The 16,483-nt window shown below is 70.4% G+C and carries 14 protein-coding genes and 1 pseudogene; 7 read left to right on the top strand and 8 right to left on the bottom strand.

Annotated features, from left to right (window positions below; genetic code table 11):
- Positions 1–36: 36 nt before the first annotated feature.
- From ACFWP5_RS02460 to ACFWP5_RS02440, 5 genes and pseudogenes are all read right to left on the bottom strand, one after another.
- On the bottom strand, positions 37–1,185 hold the full coding sequence (locus ACFWP5_RS02460; protein ID WP_384149111.1) for an XdhC family protein: 1,149 nt from the start codon (positions 1,183–1,185) through the stop codon (positions 37–39).
- Positions 1,186–1,377: 192 nt separating this feature from the next.
- A pseudogene (locus ACFWP5_RS02455) lies at positions 1,378–3,569 on the bottom strand (xanthine dehydrogenase family protein molybdopterin-binding subunit).
- On the bottom strand, positions 3,566–4,546 hold the full coding sequence (locus ACFWP5_RS02450) for an FAD binding domain-containing protein (protein WP_384149506.1): 981 nt from the start codon (positions 4,544–4,546) through the stop codon (positions 3,566–3,568). Before ACFWP5_RS02450 ends, ACFWP5_RS02455 begins: the two are co-directional and overlap by 4 nt.
- A gap of 5 nt (positions 4,547–4,551) precedes the next feature.
- A complete protein-coding gene (locus ACFWP5_RS02445; protein ID WP_384149109.1) occupies positions 4,552–5,190 on the bottom strand; it encodes a (2Fe-2S)-binding protein in 639 nt (212 codons plus the stop codon).
- A 105-nt stretch (positions 5,191–5,295) separates the two neighbouring features.
- Positions 5,296–6,171, bottom strand: coding sequence for a helix-turn-helix domain-containing protein (locus tag ACFWP5_RS02440; protein ID WP_384149107.1), 876 nt, complete (start codon positions 6,169–6,171; stop codon positions 5,296–5,298).
- 172 nt (positions 6,172–6,343) lie between these two features.
- Here ACFWP5_RS02440 and ACFWP5_RS02435 point away from each other — a divergent pair, with 172 nt between their 5' ends.
- On the top strand, positions 6,344–7,606 hold the full coding sequence (locus tag ACFWP5_RS02435) for an MFS transporter (protein WP_384149105.1): 1,263 nt from the start codon (positions 6,344–6,346) through the stop codon (positions 7,604–7,606).
- A gap of 55 nt (positions 7,607–7,661) precedes the next feature.
- Here ACFWP5_RS02435 and ACFWP5_RS02430 read toward each other — a convergent pair whose 3' ends face one another.
- Positions 7,662–8,534, bottom strand: coding sequence for a helix-turn-helix domain-containing protein (locus ACFWP5_RS02430; RefSeq protein ID WP_384149103.1), 873 nt, complete (start codon positions 8,532–8,534; stop codon positions 7,662–7,664).
- A 282-nt stretch (positions 8,535–8,816) separates the two neighbouring features.
- Between ACFWP5_RS02430 and ACFWP5_RS02425 the strand changes: the two genes are divergently transcribed.
- From ACFWP5_RS02425 to ACFWP5_RS02400, 6 genes are all read left to right on the top strand, one after another.
- Entirely contained in the window at positions 8,817–9,659 is an 843-nt protein-coding gene (locus ACFWP5_RS02425; RefSeq protein WP_384149102.1) for an SDR family oxidoreductase, read from the top strand.
- A gap of 163 nt (positions 9,660–9,822) precedes the next feature.
- Positions 9,823–10,839 (top strand): zinc-dependent alcohol dehydrogenase family protein, encoded by a 1,017-nt coding sequence (locus ACFWP5_RS02420; RefSeq protein ID WP_384149100.1) that lies wholly within the window; start codon positions 9,823–9,825, stop codon positions 10,837–10,839.
- A gap of 132 nt (positions 10,840–10,971) precedes the next feature.
- Positions 10,972–11,739 (top strand): glucose 1-dehydrogenase, encoded by a 768-nt coding sequence (locus ACFWP5_RS02415; protein WP_384149098.1) that lies wholly within the window; start codon positions 10,972–10,974, stop codon positions 11,737–11,739.
- Between the two features lie 92 nt (positions 11,740–11,831).
- Complete coding sequence (locus ACFWP5_RS02410; protein WP_384149096.1) at positions 11,832–13,226, top strand: MFS transporter; 1,395 nt, start codon at positions 11,832–11,834, stop codon at positions 13,224–13,226.
- 63 nt (positions 13,227–13,289) lie between these two features.
- Complete coding sequence (locus ACFWP5_RS02405; RefSeq protein WP_384149094.1) at positions 13,290–13,667, top strand: DUF2255 family protein; 378 nt, start codon at positions 13,290–13,292, stop codon at positions 13,665–13,667.
- A gap of 71 nt (positions 13,668–13,738) precedes the next feature.
- Positions 13,739–14,404, top strand: a complete 666-nt coding sequence (locus ACFWP5_RS02400; protein ID WP_384149092.1) for an SDR family NAD(P)-dependent oxidoreductase — start codon at positions 13,739–13,741, stop codon at positions 14,402–14,404.
- Positions 14,405–15,312: 908 nt separating this feature from the next.
- Here ACFWP5_RS02400 and ACFWP5_RS02395 read toward each other — a convergent pair.
- Together ACFWP5_RS02395 and ACFWP5_RS02390 are read right to left on the bottom strand one after the other, a co-directional pair.
- Positions 15,313–15,561, bottom strand: a complete 249-nt coding sequence (locus ACFWP5_RS02395) for a hypothetical protein (RefSeq protein WP_384149090.1) — start codon at positions 15,559–15,561, stop codon at positions 15,313–15,315.
- Positions 15,562–15,617: 56 nt separating this feature from the next.
- Complete coding sequence (locus ACFWP5_RS02390; protein WP_384149088.1) at positions 15,618–15,974, bottom strand: hypothetical protein; 357 nt, start codon at positions 15,972–15,974, stop codon at positions 15,618–15,620.
- Positions 15,975–16,483 lie beyond the last annotated feature (509 nt).

The raw sequence follows: 16,483 nt of genomic DNA, 5'->3' as shown, positions 1-16,483 counted from the left end.
CAGCACCGGCCAGGGGCAAGGCCGCGGCCACGACCGTCACACGGCCGTTCGCCGCGAGAATGGTGACGGGTGCGGCCCGGGGCGGTGAATGGGCCCTGCCCCGTGCGACAGAGGCAGGCCGGTGCCCCGGTTGGCGCGGGCGATGATCTCCGCGGAGATGGAGATCGCCGTCTCCTCGGGTGTGCGTGCGCCGAGGTCGAGGCCGATCGGGGAGTGCAGACGGGCGAGCCTGCCCTCCGGTACGCCCGCGTGCCGCAGCAGGTCCAGGCGGCCGGCGTGGGTGCGGCGGGAGCCCATCGCGCCGACGTAGCCGACCGGCAGATCCAGAGCCAGGCGGAGCAGCGGAATGTCGAACTTGGCGTCGTGGGTCAGGACGCAGACGGCGGTGCGGGCGTCCACGTCGGTGTGTTCCAGGTAGCGGTGCGGCCAGTCGACGACGACCTCGTCGGCGTAGGGAAGACGAGCCGGGGTGGCGAAGACGGGCCGTGCGTCGCACACCGTGACGCGATAGCCGAGGAGGTTTCCCGCCCGGCTCAGCGCGACGGCGAAGTCCACGGCCCCGAAGATCAGCATGCGCGGGCGGGGCGCGTTGGCGTGGACGAGGACGGACAGCCGCTCGGGGCAGGTGTCGGCGTCACCGCCGAGCTCGATACGGCCGGTGCGGCCCGCCCGCAGAAGTGTGTGGGCCTGTGCCGCCACCGCCCGTTCCACCTGCTCGCTGCCCAGGCTTCCGTCACATGCCCCGGCGTCGCCGAACACGCAAAGGGTGCGCCCGAGGAGTTCTTCCGGACCGTCCACGATCTGGGCCACGGCCGCGGGACGGCCCTGGGCCACCGCTTCGAGGGCGGCGGCCAGGTGGGGCCGGTCCGCCGGCTCCACGCGCTGCACCAGTACGTCGATCTCGCCGCCGCACGTGAGGCCGACGGCGAAAGCGTCGTCGTCGGAGTAACCGAACCGGGCCCGTGACGGGGCGCCGCCGTCTTCCAGCACCTGCCGGCACAACTCGTAGACCGCCCCTTCCACACAGCCGCCGGAGACGCTGCCCACCACAGTGCCGTCGGCGTCGACGGCGAGTGCGGTGCCGGGTGGCAGGGGCGCGCTGCCGCTGACCTGGACGACCGTCGCGAGGGCGAAGGGGCGCGCCGCGCGGCACCAGTCGTACAGCGTGTCCGCGATGTTCAGCATGGAGGGTCTCCCGTGGCGGGCGTCTACAGCTTGGGCGGGCCGCCGCCGCGCCCGCGGGGGATCGGGTCACGGCGACGGCCCTGGTGTCCGGCAACGGTGCGTGGCCGGTCGCCGGACAGTCGTGGGCGAGCACCCCGGGCGGCCGTCTCGCCATGAGACCGGCCGCCCGGAGTCTCGTATCGGTGCCTCGGCTCAGAGCAACGCCTCGGCGGTGATGGGCAGTTCGCGGACACGGCGGCCGGTGGCGTGGAAGACCGCGTTGGCGATGGCGGGTGCCACACCCACGTGGACGACCTCTCCGAGGCCCTTGACGCCGATGGGGTCGGCCTCGGGGTCCTCGCCGTCGAGGTAGATCGCCTTCAGATCGGGGACGTCGGCGTTGACGGGGACGAGGTAGTCGGCGAGGTCGGCGTTGACGATCCGGCCGTCGCGGTGATCGGTGACCGTGTGCTCAAGCAGGGCCGTGCCGATGCCGCCCACCATGCCGCCGAGCGCCTGGCTGTCGGCGAGTTTGGGACTGATGATCCGGCCCGCGTCGTACACACCGAGCAGGCGCCGGACCCGTACGAGCCCGAGTCGGGCGTCGACGGCGACCTCGGCGAACGTCGCGTTGTAGGCGAACATGGAGAAGCGCGCCTCGGCGGGCGTGTAGGACCCAAGGGTCTCCAGGTGACTCCGGTTGTTGCGGGACAGGAGCTGCCGGTACGTCTCTCCGCGCGCCGGGTCGTCCTTCACGTGCAGTCGACCGCTTCGTACGACGATGGTGTCGGCGTCGGCTCCGTACAGCGGCGAGTCCTCGTCCTCGACAGCCAACTCGATGGCCTGCTCGCGCAGTTGGTCGCAGCCCAGCTGGACGGCCGAGCCGACGCTGGCCATGGTCATGGAGCCGCCGTGCGCGGGGTCGGCGGCATGAGGGAGTCGCCGAGCCGGAAGGTCACGGTGCGCATGGTCAGGCCGAGGGCGTCCGCGGCGACCTGGGTCTGGGAGGTGTACGTGCCAGGGCCCATGTCGCTGGACGCCGCCTCGACCAGCGCCGTACCGTCGGCGTCCAGCCTCACCCGGGCCTGGGCCGCGACCCGCACGGTGTCGTAGACCCCCGCCGCCATGCCCATGCCGATCAGCCAGTCCCCTTCGCGGGTGGAGCGCGGCTCGGGATCGCGCCGGTCCCAGCCGAACTCCCGGGCCCCGGTGGTGTAGCACTCGCGCAGCCGCCGGGTGGAGAACGGCAGCCCGCTGGACTGGTCGTCGTCGGGTTCGTTGCGTCGGCGCAGCTCGATCGGGTCCACGCCGAGCTCGTGGGCGAGTTCGTCCATCGCCGACTCGATGACGAAGGAGGCGGTGGCGTAGCCGGGGCCGCGCATGTAGAGCGGGGTGTGCACGTCCAACGGCACTGTGCTGTAGGCCTGTTGGACGTTGGGCATGCTGTAGAGCATTTGCCCCGGCACCAGCACGGCCTCCGTGAACGTCTCGTACGACGACGTCTCGGCACGCACGTCGTGCGTCATCGCGGTCAGCCGGCCGCGCCGGTCGCTGCCCAGGCGCACCTTGTACTCGTACGCGGGCCGATAGCCCGTGCCGAAGTACAACTGGCGTCGGGTGAGGACGAGTTTGACCGGCCGGCCCGTCTCTCGTGCGGCCAGGGCGGCGATCGTGGTGTGCGGCCAGGTCCGCAGAGCACTGCCGAAGCCGCCGCCCACGAACGGTGAGATGACGCGTACCGACTCCAGCGGGATTCCGAACACGGCCGCGAGTTCCGTCTGGGTGCCGCCGACGACCCACTGGGTCTTGTCCCACACCGTGAGCTTGTCGCCCTGCCAGCGGGCGATGGTGGCGTGCGGCTCCATCGGGTTGTGGTTGTTGCGGGCGGCCCGGTACGTCATCTCCAGCCGTACGGCGGCGGATTGGAGAGCCTTGTCCGCGTCGCCGCGCGCGTACGTCGTCGGCTTGTCGGCCTGCGCGTCCGTCAGGTCGGTGGAGGGTTTCTCCGCGTCGTAGGAGACGTTCACCAGGCTCGCGGCGTGCTGCGCGCCCTCCAGGGTGGTGGCCACGACGACAGCGACCGGCTGGCCGTGGAAGAGGACCTTGTCGTCCTGGAAGACACGAAGTCGTCTGCCCGGTGGGTTGTTGGAGCCGGCGTTGTCGCGGTACGCCAGCTCGGGCGCGTCGAGGTGGCTGATCACCTTCAGGACGCCCGGCTGGGCGAGTGCGGCGCGGGCGTCGATGCCGGTGATCCGGCCGCGGCCGACACTACTGTCGACAATGACCGCATGAACCGCTCCCTCGATGTTGTGCTCGGCGGCGAAGGTCGCCCTGCCCGTCACCTTCAGCCGCCCGTCCACCCGGGACAGCGGCGCGCCGACGGCTGCCTGCGGCTGCGGGCTCACTGGGTACCTCCTACGATGCGCAGCTGGCGTTCGACAGTGCGTTTCAGCAACTCGGCCTTGAAGCCGTTGTGTTCCAGCGGGCGGGCCCCGTCGGCGGCACGCTCGGCCGCCGCGGTCCACAGGGCCTCGGAGGGCCGCTCACCGATGAGGTGGCTCTCGACGGCGGGCAGCTTCCACGGCACGGTGCCCACGCCTCCGGCGGCGATCTTCGCCTCGCGGATGACTCCGCCGCGGATGTGCAGGGCGACGGCGGCCGAGGTCAGCGCGAACTCGTACGACTGCCGGTCACGCACCTTCAGGTAGCCGGACCTCAGCGGGCGCGGATGGGCGGGGATCTCTACGGCGGTGATCAACTCGCCTGGCCGGAGGGCCTGTTCACGGCTGGGGGTACTGCCCGGCCGCAGCAGGAAGTCGGCGAAGGGGATGCTGCGCTCGCCGTCCGGACCGAGCAGGTGCACACTCGCTTCCAGCGCGGCGAAGGCGACGGCCACGTCGGAGGGGTGCGTGGCCACGCAGGACTCGGTGGTGCCGAGGATCGCGTGGGTGCGGTTGAAGCCGTTCCGCGCCGCGCAACCGGAGCCGGGCTCACGCTTGTTGCAGGCGGCGGTCACGTCACGGAAGTAGGTGCAGCGGGTGCGCTGCATGATGTTGCCGCCGATGGTCGCCATGTTCCGCAGCTGGGCCGACGCGCTCAGCTCCAGCGCCTGGGAGATCACCGGGTAGAGGGTGCGCACCTTCGGGTGTGCGGCGGCCTCGGCCATCCGGACCAGGGCGCCGATGCGCAGGCCGCCGCGTTCGGTGACGGTGACCTCGCGCAGCGGCAGGGCGCTGATGTCGACGAGGGCTTCCGGTCGTTCGACGGTCTCCCGCATCAGGTCGACGAGCGTGGTGCCGCCGGCGATGTAACGCCCGCCGTGACGACCGGCGTTGAGGGCCTCGCGGGTGTCGGACGGCTTCGTGTACGAGAAGGGGTACACAGCGCTCACTTCCCGTTCGCGGTCTGCTCGACGGCCTTGACGATCTTGACGTAGCAACCACAGCGGCAGATGTTGCCGCTCATCCACTCCCGGATCTCCTCCGCGGAGCCGGTGTGGCCCTCCTGGATGCAGCCGACGCCGGACATGATCTGGCCCGGTGTGCAGTAGCCGCACTGGAAGGCGTCCTGCTCGATGAACGCCTGCTGCAACGGGTGCAGTTGGCCGTCGTTCGGGGCGAGGCCCTCGACGGTGGTGACCTCGGCGCCCTCCAGCCGTACCGCCAGCGTCAGGCAGGAGTTGACCCGGCGGCCGTCGACCAGGACCGTGCAGGCGCCGCAGGCCCCGGCGTTGCAGCCCTTCTTGCTGCCGGGCAACCCGAGATGCTCGCGCAGCAGGTCGAGGAGCGAGGTGCGGTTGTCGATCGTGACGGTGTGCCGCTGCCCGTTGACGGTCAGGGAAACGCTGCCGCTGGGCGGCGGCTCCGCGGCGGCTGCTTCCTCCGCTCCGAACGGTCCCGCGGTCAGCCCGCCCGCGACAACCGCACCGCCGACCGCGGTGGTCGTCGCGATGAAGGTGCGCCGGGACGGCGTCGGACGGGACTCGTCGGTTGGAGGTACGGCCGAGTCCGTGAGTTCAGTGGACATGCGTATGCCTTCGGTGGGCGGAAGGTGGGGGTCGCCCGCTCGCCTGTGTGCTGGGCGGCGTGGGCCCGCGTCGTCGTCAACCGGTGAACATCCTGGCCGGACGCGTCAGTCGGCGGGGTCGGACGCGGTCTGCTGGGGCTGGGGCGTGGAGGCCCAGGAGGAGAGGAAGCGCAGGCCGTCGTAGGAGGAGGTGCCCGGCTCCGCGGTCCAGATGATCAGTTGCTGGTCGGGGTCGGTGCTGCAGGTGAGGGTGTCCCATTCGAGACGGAGTTCGCCCGCCACCGGGTGGCTGATCGTCTTCGTGCCCACGGTCAGCGCGGAGACGTGGTGAGCGCCCCACCACTGGCGGAAGTGATCGTTCTGTATCGACAGTTCGCCGACCAGCGCGGTCAGCCTCGGATCGTCGGGGTACTTGGCGGCTTCGTTGCGCAACTGGGCGACGCAGCCGCGGCCGACGTTCTCCCAGTCCGGGTACAGCGCCTTGACGGCAGGGTCGGTGAAGAGCAGCCGAATATAGTTGCGCTTCTTCTCCGGGACTTTCGCGAAATCCGTGACCAGAGCGGCGGCCGTGGGATTCCACGCCAGAATATCCATACGGCGACCCAGAACCATCGCGGGTGTCGCCGTGAGGTCGTTCATCAGCCGTTGAAGCTGCGGCTGGACTTTCTGCACGCCACGTCGGCGCGGCCGGCCGGTACCTTTTCCTGCCAGCTCGAACATATAGTCCCGCTGGTCATTGCCGAGGTGCAGGGCGCGGGCAATGGCGGACAGTACGGGCGCGGACGCCGGGATGCGGCCCTGCTCCACGCGGGTGTAGTAGTCGGTGCTGATCGAGGCGAGCAGGGCCACCTCCTCCCGGCGGAGTCCGGCCACGCGCCGCGGTCCGCCCGTCTCGGGCAGGCCGGCCGTACGGGGGCTGAGCTCGGCACGCCGGGCCTTGAGGAATTCCCCCAGTTCGTTGAGATGGGCGTCACTGGTCATGCCCCTCAGTGTCGCATCGTTCGCCGTCCCGTTGGGAGGGAGAGTTTTGTCCCAGGATAGTTCTGACCCAGGAGAAATCCCTCCCATTTTCACGCGCGTGAGCTGATGGCATTGTCGATGTGGTGGCCGTGCGGCCCTCCGTAATTCCACCTAGGAAAGAGACCTTCACACCATGTCATCCCCGACCAATGAAAGGTCCGGCAAGCTCCCCCTCGTCGTATGGGTGATGTCCGCCGGAACGTTCCTGATGGGCACCACCGAGTTCGTCATCGCGGGTCTGCTGCCCGAGATGGCCGGCGACCTCGGGGTCAGCGTCGCCCGGACCGGTCTGCTGATCACGGCGTTCGCGGTCGGCATGATCGTCGGCGCCCCGCTGATGGCCATCGCGACGCTCCGCCTCCCCCAGCGGTCCACGCTGGTCATGGCCCTGGCGATCTTCTCCGTCGGCCATGTGATCGCCGCGCTCAGCTCCTCCTTCACGATCCTCCTCGCCGCCCGGGTGGTGACCGCCCTGGCCACCGGAGCCTTCTGGTCCGTCGGCGCGGTCGTGGCCACCACAGCCGCGGGCCCCGCCGCCGGCTCACGCGCCCTGGGCGTGATGAACGGCGGCATGACCATCGCCAACGTGATCGGCGTGCCGCTCGGCGCCTGGGCCGGACAGTTCATCGGCTGGCGCGGCCCCTTCTGGGTGCTGGCCGTCCTGTCGGCCGCCGCCGTACCGGCCGTCCTCCGGCTCATGCCCGCCGTGGAACGGCATGAAGTGCCCTCGATCCGGGCCGAGTTCGCCGCACTGCGCCAGGGCCGGATCTGGCTGGCGCTGAGTGCCGCCGCTCTGATCATGGGCGGTCTGATGGCCACCTACAGCTACATCTCGCCGCTGCTGACCGACCGTGCCGGTATCCCCTCGGGCGCCGTGGCGCTGGTCCTGGTCGGGTTCGGTGTGGGTGCCCTGTTGGGCACCACGACCGGTGGACGCTTCGGCGACCGCAGGCCCTCGGCGACCACCCTCACGGGCGCCGCCCTGACCGCGCTGGTCCTGCTCCTGCTGGTTCCGCTGTCCACCAGCGCCGTGGCGACCGTCATCCTGGTGGTCCTCATGGGCCTGACCGGCTTCACCGTGGTCCCCGTGGTCACCGCTCTGGCCGTACGCTTCGGCGGTTCCGCTCCCACGCTCGCCGCCGCGCTGACCGTGTCGGCCTTCAACACCGGTACGGCCGTGGGCTCATGGGCGGCGGGCATCTCGCTGGACTCGTCGCTCGGCCGGACCGGGCCGGCCCTGGTCGGCGCGGTGGTGGCGACCCTCACCCTGGTGCCGCTGACCGTCCTCGCCCTGCGGCGCACCCCGCGTACTCAGGAGTCCCGGCTCGTGCACCAGGGAACCGACCAGGAGGAAGGGACCGCCGACGACGCGGATACCCGTCGCGCGATGGTGTGAGCCCGTCTCCGGCAGACGTCCCGAATCGCCGCGTGGGCGGTGAGCCGGGGCCAGGTCAGCTGACCGCGTCGGCCCCGGCCTGCCCGATGTGGGTGGCCGCCCAGGAGGCAAGGAAGCGCAGACCGTCGTAGGAGGGCGTGCCCGGTTCGGCGGTCCAGACGAGGAGTTCCTGTTCGGAGTCCGTGCTGCAGGTGAGGGTGGCCCAGTCGAGGACGAGTTCACCGACGACCGGGTGGTGGAACACCTTGGTTCCCAGGGAGCGGGAGGCCACGTGGTGGCCTCCCCACCACTCCCGGAAGTTCGCGTCCTGCACCGACAACTCGCCGACAAGAGTCGCCAAGCGCGGGTCGTCGGGATATTGGGCAGCTTGCATGCGCAGGTGGGAGACGCACATACGGGCGTTGCTCTCCCAGTCCGCATACAGTGCTCGCACCTCAGGATCGGTAAAGAGCACCCGGACGTAGTTTCGCTGTTTCCCCGGAATCTTCGAGAAATCGGTCATCAATGCGGCAGCCAGTGGATTCCACGCCAGTACGTCCATTCGGCGGCCCGTGACCATACCGGGAGTAGCGGTGAGATCGTCGAGCAGCCGCTGCAACTGCGGCTGCACTTTCTGCACGGTGCGCCGCCTCGGCCCGCCGACTTCCTTTCCCGCCAGCCCGAACAGGTAGTCCCGCTGGTCGTCCTCCAGATGCAGTACGCGGGCAAGAGAGGCCAGCACGGACGCGGACGGCTGGATACGTCCCTGCTCCATACGCGTGTAGTAGTCCGTACTGATGGCCGTGAGCAGGGCCACCTCCTCGCGGCGAAGCCCGGCCACGCGCCGCCGCCCACCGGCGTCGGGCAGCCCGACCTCGCGGGGGCTGAGCTCGGAACGGCGGGCCTTGAGGAACTCACCCAGCTCATTGAGATGCGCGGCACTGGTCATGGCGACCAGTCTGGCACCCTCCGCAAGTCGGGTGGGGGGGAGAGTTTCCTCCCTGGATACTCCTCTCCCGGGATGGAATTCTCCCCTTTGCGGGCTCGCGTGAAGATGCAAAAGTCGAAGACGTAGCCGGGAGAAGCCGGCCAGAGAAATCGATCGGCCCGGCCCGGCAGACCCGATCGGTCTCGCCGACAGCCGCCGAAGCCCTGGCCTCCTCCGGCGACATCACGCGTCATCACCCCACACAACTGGGTGCCGATTCCGGCACTCGGAAGGAAATCCCTCATGAGCAAGGTCATTTTCGTCACCGGTGCCGGACGCGGTCTGGGCGCGGACATCGCCCGTGAGGCTCTCGCCGCCGGTCACCAGGTCGTCGCCACCGGCCGCCGTCCCGAGGACGTGGAGAACGCTCTGGGCGGACCGCAGGACAACCTGCTGGTCACCGGGCTGGACATCACCAGCCTGGAGGACGCGCGGGCAGCCGCGCAGCAAGCCGTCGACCGCTTCGGCCGTATCGACGTCCTGGTCAACAACGCCGGGAGCTTCCTCGCCGGCTACTTCGAGGAGATCTCGCCCGCGCAACTGCGCGGGCAGATCGAGACCAACTTCTTCGGCCCGCTGAACGTGACCCGTGCCGTCCTTCCCGTCATGCGTGGGCAGCGAGCCGGTCACGTCATCACGGTCTCCTCGTCCGCCGGGGTGGTCGGCGGAGAGTTCGGCGGCGCGTATGCCGCCTCCAAGTTCGCGGTGGAGGGCTGGATGGAGTCGCTGCGCCACGACGTGGCCCCCTACGACATCCGCACCACGATCGTGGAACCCGGCATGTTCCGCACGGAGTTGCTCGGGGACGCCTCCACCGCCTGGGCGGAGCTGTCCATCGACGACTACGCCCCGCGGACCGCCCCCACGGTCGAAGCCTGGAAGAGCATGAACGGCCGGCAGGCAGGCGACCCCGCCAAGCTCGCCCAGGTGCTGGTGGCCGTCGCGGGCCAGGACGAGCCGCCGCTGCGTCTCATCGCCGGCACGGACGCCCTCGACGCCGTCGAGGCCAAGGCGCACGAACTGCTGGCGCAGGCGAAGGCCTCCCGCGAGATCGGCGACCTGGCACACGCCGACACCGCCGCCTGAATCTCCCGTAGCAAACCCCTACGGCGTTGCCGCGCGGGCGCAAGGCCATCCGTGTGGGACCGCCCGCGTGTGCGCACCGGATCGCCCGCTGACCAGCCGATCATCACCATCACCACACCCACGAGGCGGGCCCGCCCGCCCCACCACACAGCAAGGAACAGTCATGCGTGGAGCCGTCATTCATGCCCCCGGAGACGTGCGCTTCGAGGAGCTCGCCGACCCGGAGATCGTCAACCCGACCGACACGATCATCCGTACCGTCGCCACCTGCGTGTGCGGCTCGGACCTCTGGGACTTCCGCGGCATCAACCCGGTCACCGAACCCCACCCGATGGGCCACGAGTACGTCGGCATCGTCGAGGAGGTCGGCGGCGACGTCACCTCCGTCAAGCCGGGCCAGTTCGTCATCGGGTCGTTCGCGACCTCGGACAACACCTGCCCCAACTGCCGTAACGGCTACCAGTCCTCCTGCCTGCACCGCGAGTTCATGAGCACCTGCCAGGCCGAGTACGTCCGCATCCCGAACGCCGAGGGCACCCTGGTCGCCACCGCCGGCCAGCCGGACGAGGCACTGATCCCCAGCTTGCTGGCGCTCTCCGACGTGATGGGCACCGGCTGGTACGCCGCCGTGGCCGCCGAGGTCAAGCCCGGCTCCACCGCGGTCGTCGTCGGTGACGGCGCGGTCGGCCTGTCCGGCGTGATCGCCGCCAAGGAGCTGGGCGCCGAGCGCATCATCGCCATGAGCCGCCACGCGTCCCGCCAGAAGCTCGCGACCGAGTTCGGCGCCACCGACATCGTCACCGAGCGCGGCGACGAGGGCATCGCCCGCGTCAAGGAGTTGACCGGTGGTATCGGCGCCGACTCGGTTCTCGAATGCGTGGGCACCCAGGAGTCCATGCTCCAGGCGCTGCGCTCCGCCCGCCCGGGCGGCAACGTCGGTTTCGTCGGCGTCCCGCACGACGTGGAGATCAACGGCGAGGAACTGTTCTACTCCCACGTCGGCCTGCGCGGCGGCCCGGCCCCTGTACGCCGGTTCCTGCCCGACCTGATCGAGCGGGTCCTGGACGGCCGCATCAACCCGGGCAAGGTCTTCGACCTGACCCTCCCCCTCGACCAGGTCGCCGAGGGCTACAAGGCCATGGACGAGCGCCGCGCCATCAAGGCACTGCTGCGCCCCTGACACACGAGCCCTCGGGCTGGCACCCGGCGGCCCGCCGGGCCCCTGCCCACCCCAGCGCACCTCGGCCACCAACCGGCTGACCGCAGCGCCTTTTGCCGCGATGAGCCTTCAACGACGGGAACCACCCACACCATGAATCCGACCTACGACTTCACCAGCCAGGTCGCGCTCGTCACCGGCGCGGCATCCGGCATGGGGCTCGTGACGGCCCACGCCTTCGCCGAGGCCAGCGCGGCGGTCGTCCTGGCGGACGTCGACAAGGACGCCGTGGAAGCTGCGGCCGAGGAGCTGACCGCGGCCGGGCACCAGGCGATCGGTGTCGCCTGCGACGTCACGGACGAGAGCCAGGCGGCCGCGGTGGTCGAACGTGCGGTCACGACGTTCGGCCGCCTGGACATGGCGTTCAACAACGCCGGTATCCAGGTGCCGCCGAGCGACGCCGCCGACGAGACGGCCGAGAACTTCGACCGTGTCAACGCGGTCAACCTGCGCGGCGTCTGGGCCGCCCAGAAGCACGAGCTGCGCCAGATGCGGACGCAGGGCAGCGGCGCGATCGTCAACTGCTCCTCGCTGGGCGGCCTCGTGGGCCTGCCGGAACGCGCGGCCTACCACGCGTCCAAGCACGGCGTGATCGGCCTGACCAAGAGCGCCGCGGTCGAGTACGCCCCCAAGGGCATCCGCATCAACGCCATCTGCCCCGGAGTGATCAACACGCCCATGGTCGCGGACATGCTCGAAGGCCAGGCCGAAGCCATGGCCGAGATCATGAGGGACCAGCCCATCGGACGGCTGGGACGCGCGGACGAGATCGCCGCGGCCGTTCTCTGGCTGTGCAGCCCCGGCGCGAGCTTCGTGGTCGGCGTCGCGCTGCCTGTCGACGGCGGCTTCACCACGCACTGACCGTCCGCCGTTCCGGGTTCCGGGTTTGGTGTCGGTCCGCCACGGCAACTCTCCTTCTCTCTCCGCCTCTGCATTCCAGGAGTTCACCCACGATGTCCGCCCCGCGCGCCGCGTTCCGGCTCACGGCTGTCGAAGCCGACGAACGGCGCGGCTCCGCCTCCGCCGCGCTCACGGCTGCCGTGCTCGGCTTCTTCGTCATCACGCTCGACGCGCTGGTGGTGAACGTCGCCCTGCCAGACGTCCGGGACGACCTCGGCGGAGGGATGACGGGCCTGCAGTGGGTGGTCGACGGCTACACGCTCATGTTCGCCGCGCTGCTGTTGTCCGCCGGATCCTTCAGCGACCGCATGGGCGCCCATCGCGCCTTCGGTACCGGCCTGACCGTTTTCATCGCTGCCTCGGCCGCCTGTGGCCTGGCACCGAACCTGGCCGTACTGGTCGCCGCTCGCCTGGTGCAGGGCGCGGGCGCCGCGATGATGATGCCGTCCTCGCTGACGCTGATCCGCGAGGCCTACCCCGATCCGGTCGAGCGCGGCCGGGCGATCGCCTGGTGGACCATCAGCGGCTCGGTGGCCGCCGCGGCCGGACCGGTCGCGGGTGGCGCTCTGAGCCTGGCCAGCTGGCGGATGATCTTCTTCATCAACCTGCCGGTCGGCGTGGTGGCACTGTTCCTGCTGGCCCGTGCGGCACGCTCACCGCGCCGCGAGGTGCCGTTCGACCGAACGGGCCAGATCGCCGCGGTGGTCGCGATGGGCGGGCTCACGTTCGGCGTGATCGAGGCCGGCGCCGACGGATTCGGCGTACCGAAGGTACTCATGGCCCTCGCGGTCGGGGTTCTGGCCCTGGCCGTCTTCGTCACGGCCCAGGCACGTGGCAAGCACCCGATGGTGCCGCCGGACCTGTTCCGCTCCCGGACCATGCTGATCGCCTCGGGCAGCGGCTTCGCGTTCATGGCCGGACTGACCGGCACGGTCTTCGTCTTCAGCCTCTACCTCCAGCAGGAGCGGGGCCTGTCCTCACTCGCCACCGGCCTGGTCTTCCTGCCGATGACCGCCCTGTCGGCCTTCCTGGGCGTGCCGACCGCCCGGCTCACCGAGAGGTTCGGCCCGCGGGTACCGATCGTCGGCGGCCTGTTCCTGATGGGCGTGAGCCTGACGGTGCTCGCCACCCTCCCCGCCTCCGCCCCGGCCTGGCTGCCGGCGACCGTGATGATCCCGGTCGGAATATGCGGCCCCCTGGCCATGCAGCCGACCACCGCGCTGCTCCTGGACAGCGTCCCCGCCCACCGTTCGGGCGTGGCCAGTGGCGTGTTCAACACCAGCCGCCAGATCGGCGGCGCCCTCGCCGTGGCCGTCTTCGGCGCCCTGCTCACCCACCACACGCAGCTCCTGCACGGCCTGCGCGAAAGCCTGATGATCGCCGCGGTGGTGGTCTTCTGCGCGACCGCCGCCAACCTCCTGCTTGAGCCCCCTCCACAGCCGAGGTGACGAGACAACCCACCCCGCACAACCCGCCCCACGCATCACTCTCGCCATAAAGGAGACGAACGGATGACGAAGTGGACGACTGACGAACTCAGCAGGATCGAAGCCGCGGACGAGTTGGAAGTGGCACCCCTGCGCCACGACGGCACGCTGCACAGACCGGTACCGATCTGGGTGGTCCGCGACGGCGACGACCTCTACGTCCGCTCCTACCGGGGCACCGAGGGTTCCTGGTACCGCACCGCCCGGACGAACGGCACGGGCCACATCCGTTCCGGCGGCGTCGACAAGGACATCACCTTCGTCGCGGAGACCGACTCCGGCGTCAACGACCGGGTCGACTCCGCGTACCGCACCAAGTACAGCCGCTACGGCGGAAGTTACGTGGAGGCCATGATGGCCTCCGGCACCCGGGCCACCACCCTCAAACTCCTGCCAGGCTGACCACGCCCCTGGCGCCGCCGGGCCGACCACAAGCCCAACCTCTACCCGCGAACCGGAAACAGGAGCCACTCATGACCACCATCGCCATCATCGGAGCCGGCCCCGGCCTCGGTGCCGCCGTCGCCCGGCAGTTCGGCCACGAGGGCTACGACGTCGCCCTCATCTCCCGCAGCCAGGACAACGCCGACGCCCTCGCCGACACCCTCACGAGCGAGGACATCAATGCCCGCGGTTTCGCCGCCGACGTACGTGACCCGAAGGCCCTCACCGCCGCCCTGGACGCGGCGACCGCGACCCTTGGCCCCATCGAGGTCCTGCAGTACAGCCCGGTCCCGCACCGGGACTTCATGCGCCCGGTGCTGGAGACCACGTCCGCCGACCTCACCGGCCCACTGGAGTTCTCGCTCCACGGACCTGTGACCGCCGTACGACACCTGCTGCCCGGCATGCGCGAACTCGGCCGCGGCACCATCCTCTTCGTCAACGGCGGCACCGCCGTCGTCCCCCGCGCCGCCCTCGCCGGCACGTCGATCGCCTTCGCCGCCGAGAGCGCGTACGCCCGACTGCTGCACGACGCCCTCGCCGACGAGAACATCCACGCGACGCAGCTCATCATCCCCGGCGCGATCACCCCCGGAGACCCGAAGAGCGACCCGGCCGTGCTCGCGCGAACCCTGTGGGCCATGCACCAGGACCGCAAGGAATTCCGGCACTTCGCCGACTCGCTCGACAAATGATCGGTAGCCCCGACATCGGCGCCGTCTTCGCGGGAGCGGCGGTCCAGGCCGTTGCTGCCGTGGGTCCGGCTCGATCACAGGGTTCACGGTCGTTGCGCTGGCTGAAGATCAGCGTGGTGCTCAGGCCCAGTCGCGGGTTCCCGCGGGCTCCGAGGCGCCGGAGTCCGCGGTCCGCATCGATCCGTGTCTTGACGTCGGCAGAGGAGCCGCTGCAGCGGACCACGCGGCAGGAACACCACATCATGGAGGGCATCACCGGCCTGCCTCCCCCAGAGCGGCACCTGGCGACGCTTCCGAGTAGGACCCGACGGCCAGGCTCAAGACCTCGACGGACTGGCGGCAGACTGGCCGCCAGCAGCAATCCCCGGGCCCGGTAAGGCCTGCGCGTGCCGGAGGTGCTCCTTGCTCTCGTCACGGACGACGCTCCGCATGGGCGGACGCGGAACTGGGGCGCTGCCGTCCGGGCGCCTGTCCAGCGGCTTGCGAACGGACTGACTTCCTTGCACGGCCGGACATAGGGCAGCCGGACGGTCGGCACGGGGCCCCGGCTTGGTCCAGCCGGGTGAGCGAGTCCCCGTCGACACCATTGAGCGGTGTGCATCGTGAAGTCGCAGGTCACGGGTCTGGCGTGAAGGGCGAGTCGGGCACTCGTACCGGTCGCGGCCGATGACCACGGCGTAGATTACCGGGCAGGCCCGGCTCCGGCGGGATGCCGGGGTCGGCTGCGCCCACGACCGGCCCCCGCCTACGATCCGTCAGCAGGCCGGCACACCGTGAGAACGCGGGAGGACGCGCCAGGACCACCCGATGCGGCAGATCGCCCAACGCATCGAGAGCCTCCAGACCGAGCACGGCCGGGCCGATACCGAGCAGCGGCCGAGAGGATACTCAGTGCCCTGGCGGGGGCCTCAGTCGCTCTGGGCGACCGGCTCGGGACCGGCGTCGAGCGCATCGACTTCGAGCATCGGCTCGCCCATCGCGTACAAGGTGGCGAAGAGGTCGTCGACGGCGCGGGGCAGCGTGGCGATCCCGGGATCCGTCGGCGGATCGGCCCTCCGCCGAGCGGGACGGGTCCCATCTGCCGTCCGGCAGGGCGGGCCCGCCCGGAGGAGGTCGGCGAGCTGATGCCGTTCCCGGCGCCGGGCGCCGTATGTCACGGGCGGCGGAGTTCACCGTGGATGGCGGGTCGACGACAGGGTGATCGCCTTGTGGATCAGTGGCGGTCGGTGAAGTACACCGAGCGCAGCTTGAGGCGGTCCGTGGCGGGATGTCCGTGGGGGCGCAGCGTCCAGGAGTCGCCGGTGCAGCCGTCCTCGGTGAACACCATGGCCCAGGTGTCGGTGTCGTTGTGCGGCGCGAACGCGGGCTCGGAGGCGTCCGGGTCCGCGACCTCGGGGAGTGTGATGCAGGCGGGGCTGTCAGGGTCGTGGAGGGTGACCGACTGGGGCGAGCCGTCGAGGCCCACGATCTTGTAGGAGAAGTCGCCGGTGGCGGCGCTCGCGGAGGCCGACAGGGTGACAACGAGGGCGAGTGCGCCGAGGGTCGCGGTGATCGTGTGGCGAAGGTGCATGGTGTTCTCTTCCGTTCGGCGCCGGACGTGGGATGTCCAGGTGCCTGGCTGGGAGTTGACGGTTACGGGGGCGCCCTCCCCGGCCGACGGTCCGTGGATGCGCGGTGTCACTCCTTCGAGGCCGCCGTATCGATCTTTCGTAGGCCGTGTGGGTGTTGCCCGATCATCGGTGTAGCGCACCGATGACATCCCGGCTCCATGGTCGAGGCGGTGCACCGGCTTCGACGCGGGGCGACACGGCGTCAGGTGTTGGAGGGCCCGGCCTGTCGCCACGGCGACTGATCCGGACATCGCAGGCTCACCCTCACACCTCACTCATGCCCGCGCCGCAGTTCAAGGACGAAAAGACCGGACGGCCCTGTATGGCGATGCCTCGTGCGGGGTACCCGGGGTCGGACCAGGGTCCGGCCGAGAGAGGGAGAGCACCGTGAGCGTTCACCGTCCGGGGAGTCACGGGGACGGCGAAGGGCGGGAGACCAAGCCCGTGCCGAAGGACATGCCCGACCAGC

Source organism: Streptomyces sp. NPDC058469 (assembly GCF_042721125.1).
Classification (GTDB): domain Bacteria; phylum Actinomycetota; class Actinomycetes; order Streptomycetales; family Streptomycetaceae; genus Streptomyces.
The sequence above is the reverse complement of the archived record's forward strand: the minus strand, read 5'-3'. Positions and strand labels throughout refer to the sequence as shown.

Bases quoted from the DNA above. Each gene is read 5' to 3' on its own strand.
- ACFWP5_RS02460 (WP_384149111.1), bottom strand. From the start codon at position 1,185: ATGCTGAACATCGCGGACACGCTGTACGACTGGTGCCGCGCGGCGCGC.
- ACFWP5_RS02445 (WP_384149109.1), bottom strand. From the start codon at position 5,190: ATGTCCACTGAACTCACGGACTCGGCCGTACCTCCAACCGACGAGTCC.
- ACFWP5_RS02440 (WP_384149107.1), bottom strand. From the start codon at position 6,171: ATGACCAGTGACGCCCATCTCAACGAACTGGGGGAATTCCTCAAGGCC.
- ACFWP5_RS02415 (WP_384149098.1), top strand. From the start codon at position 10,972: ATGAATCCGACCTACGACTTCACCAGCCAGGTCGCGCTCGTCACCGGC.
- ACFWP5_RS02420 (WP_384149100.1), top strand. From the start codon at position 9,823: ATGCGTGGAGCCGTCATTCATGCCCCCGGAGACGTGCGCTTCGAGGAG.
- ACFWP5_RS02430 (WP_384149103.1), bottom strand. From the start codon at position 8,534: ATGACCAGTGCCGCGCATCTCAATGAGCTGGGTGAGTTCCTCAAGGCC.
- ACFWP5_RS02435 (WP_384149105.1), top strand. From the start codon at position 6,344: ATGTCATCCCCGACCAATGAAAGGTCCGGCAAGCTCCCCCTCGTCGTA.
- ACFWP5_RS02405 (WP_384149094.1), top strand. From the start codon at position 13,290: ATGACGAAGTGGACGACTGACGAACTCAGCAGGATCGAAGCCGCGGAC.
- ACFWP5_RS02410 (WP_384149096.1), top strand. From the start codon at position 11,832: ATGTCCGCCCCGCGCGCCGCGTTCCGGCTCACGGCTGTCGAAGCCGAC.
- ACFWP5_RS02425 (WP_384149102.1), top strand. From the start codon at position 8,817: ATGAGCAAGGTCATTTTCGTCACCGGTGCCGGACGCGGTCTGGGCGCG.
- ACFWP5_RS02390 (WP_384149088.1), bottom strand. From the start codon at position 15,974: ATGCACCTTCGCCACACGATCACCGCGACCCTCGGCGCACTCGCCCTC.
- ACFWP5_RS02400 (WP_384149092.1), top strand. From the start codon at position 13,739: ATGACCACCATCGCCATCATCGGAGCCGGCCCCGGCCTCGGTGCCGCC.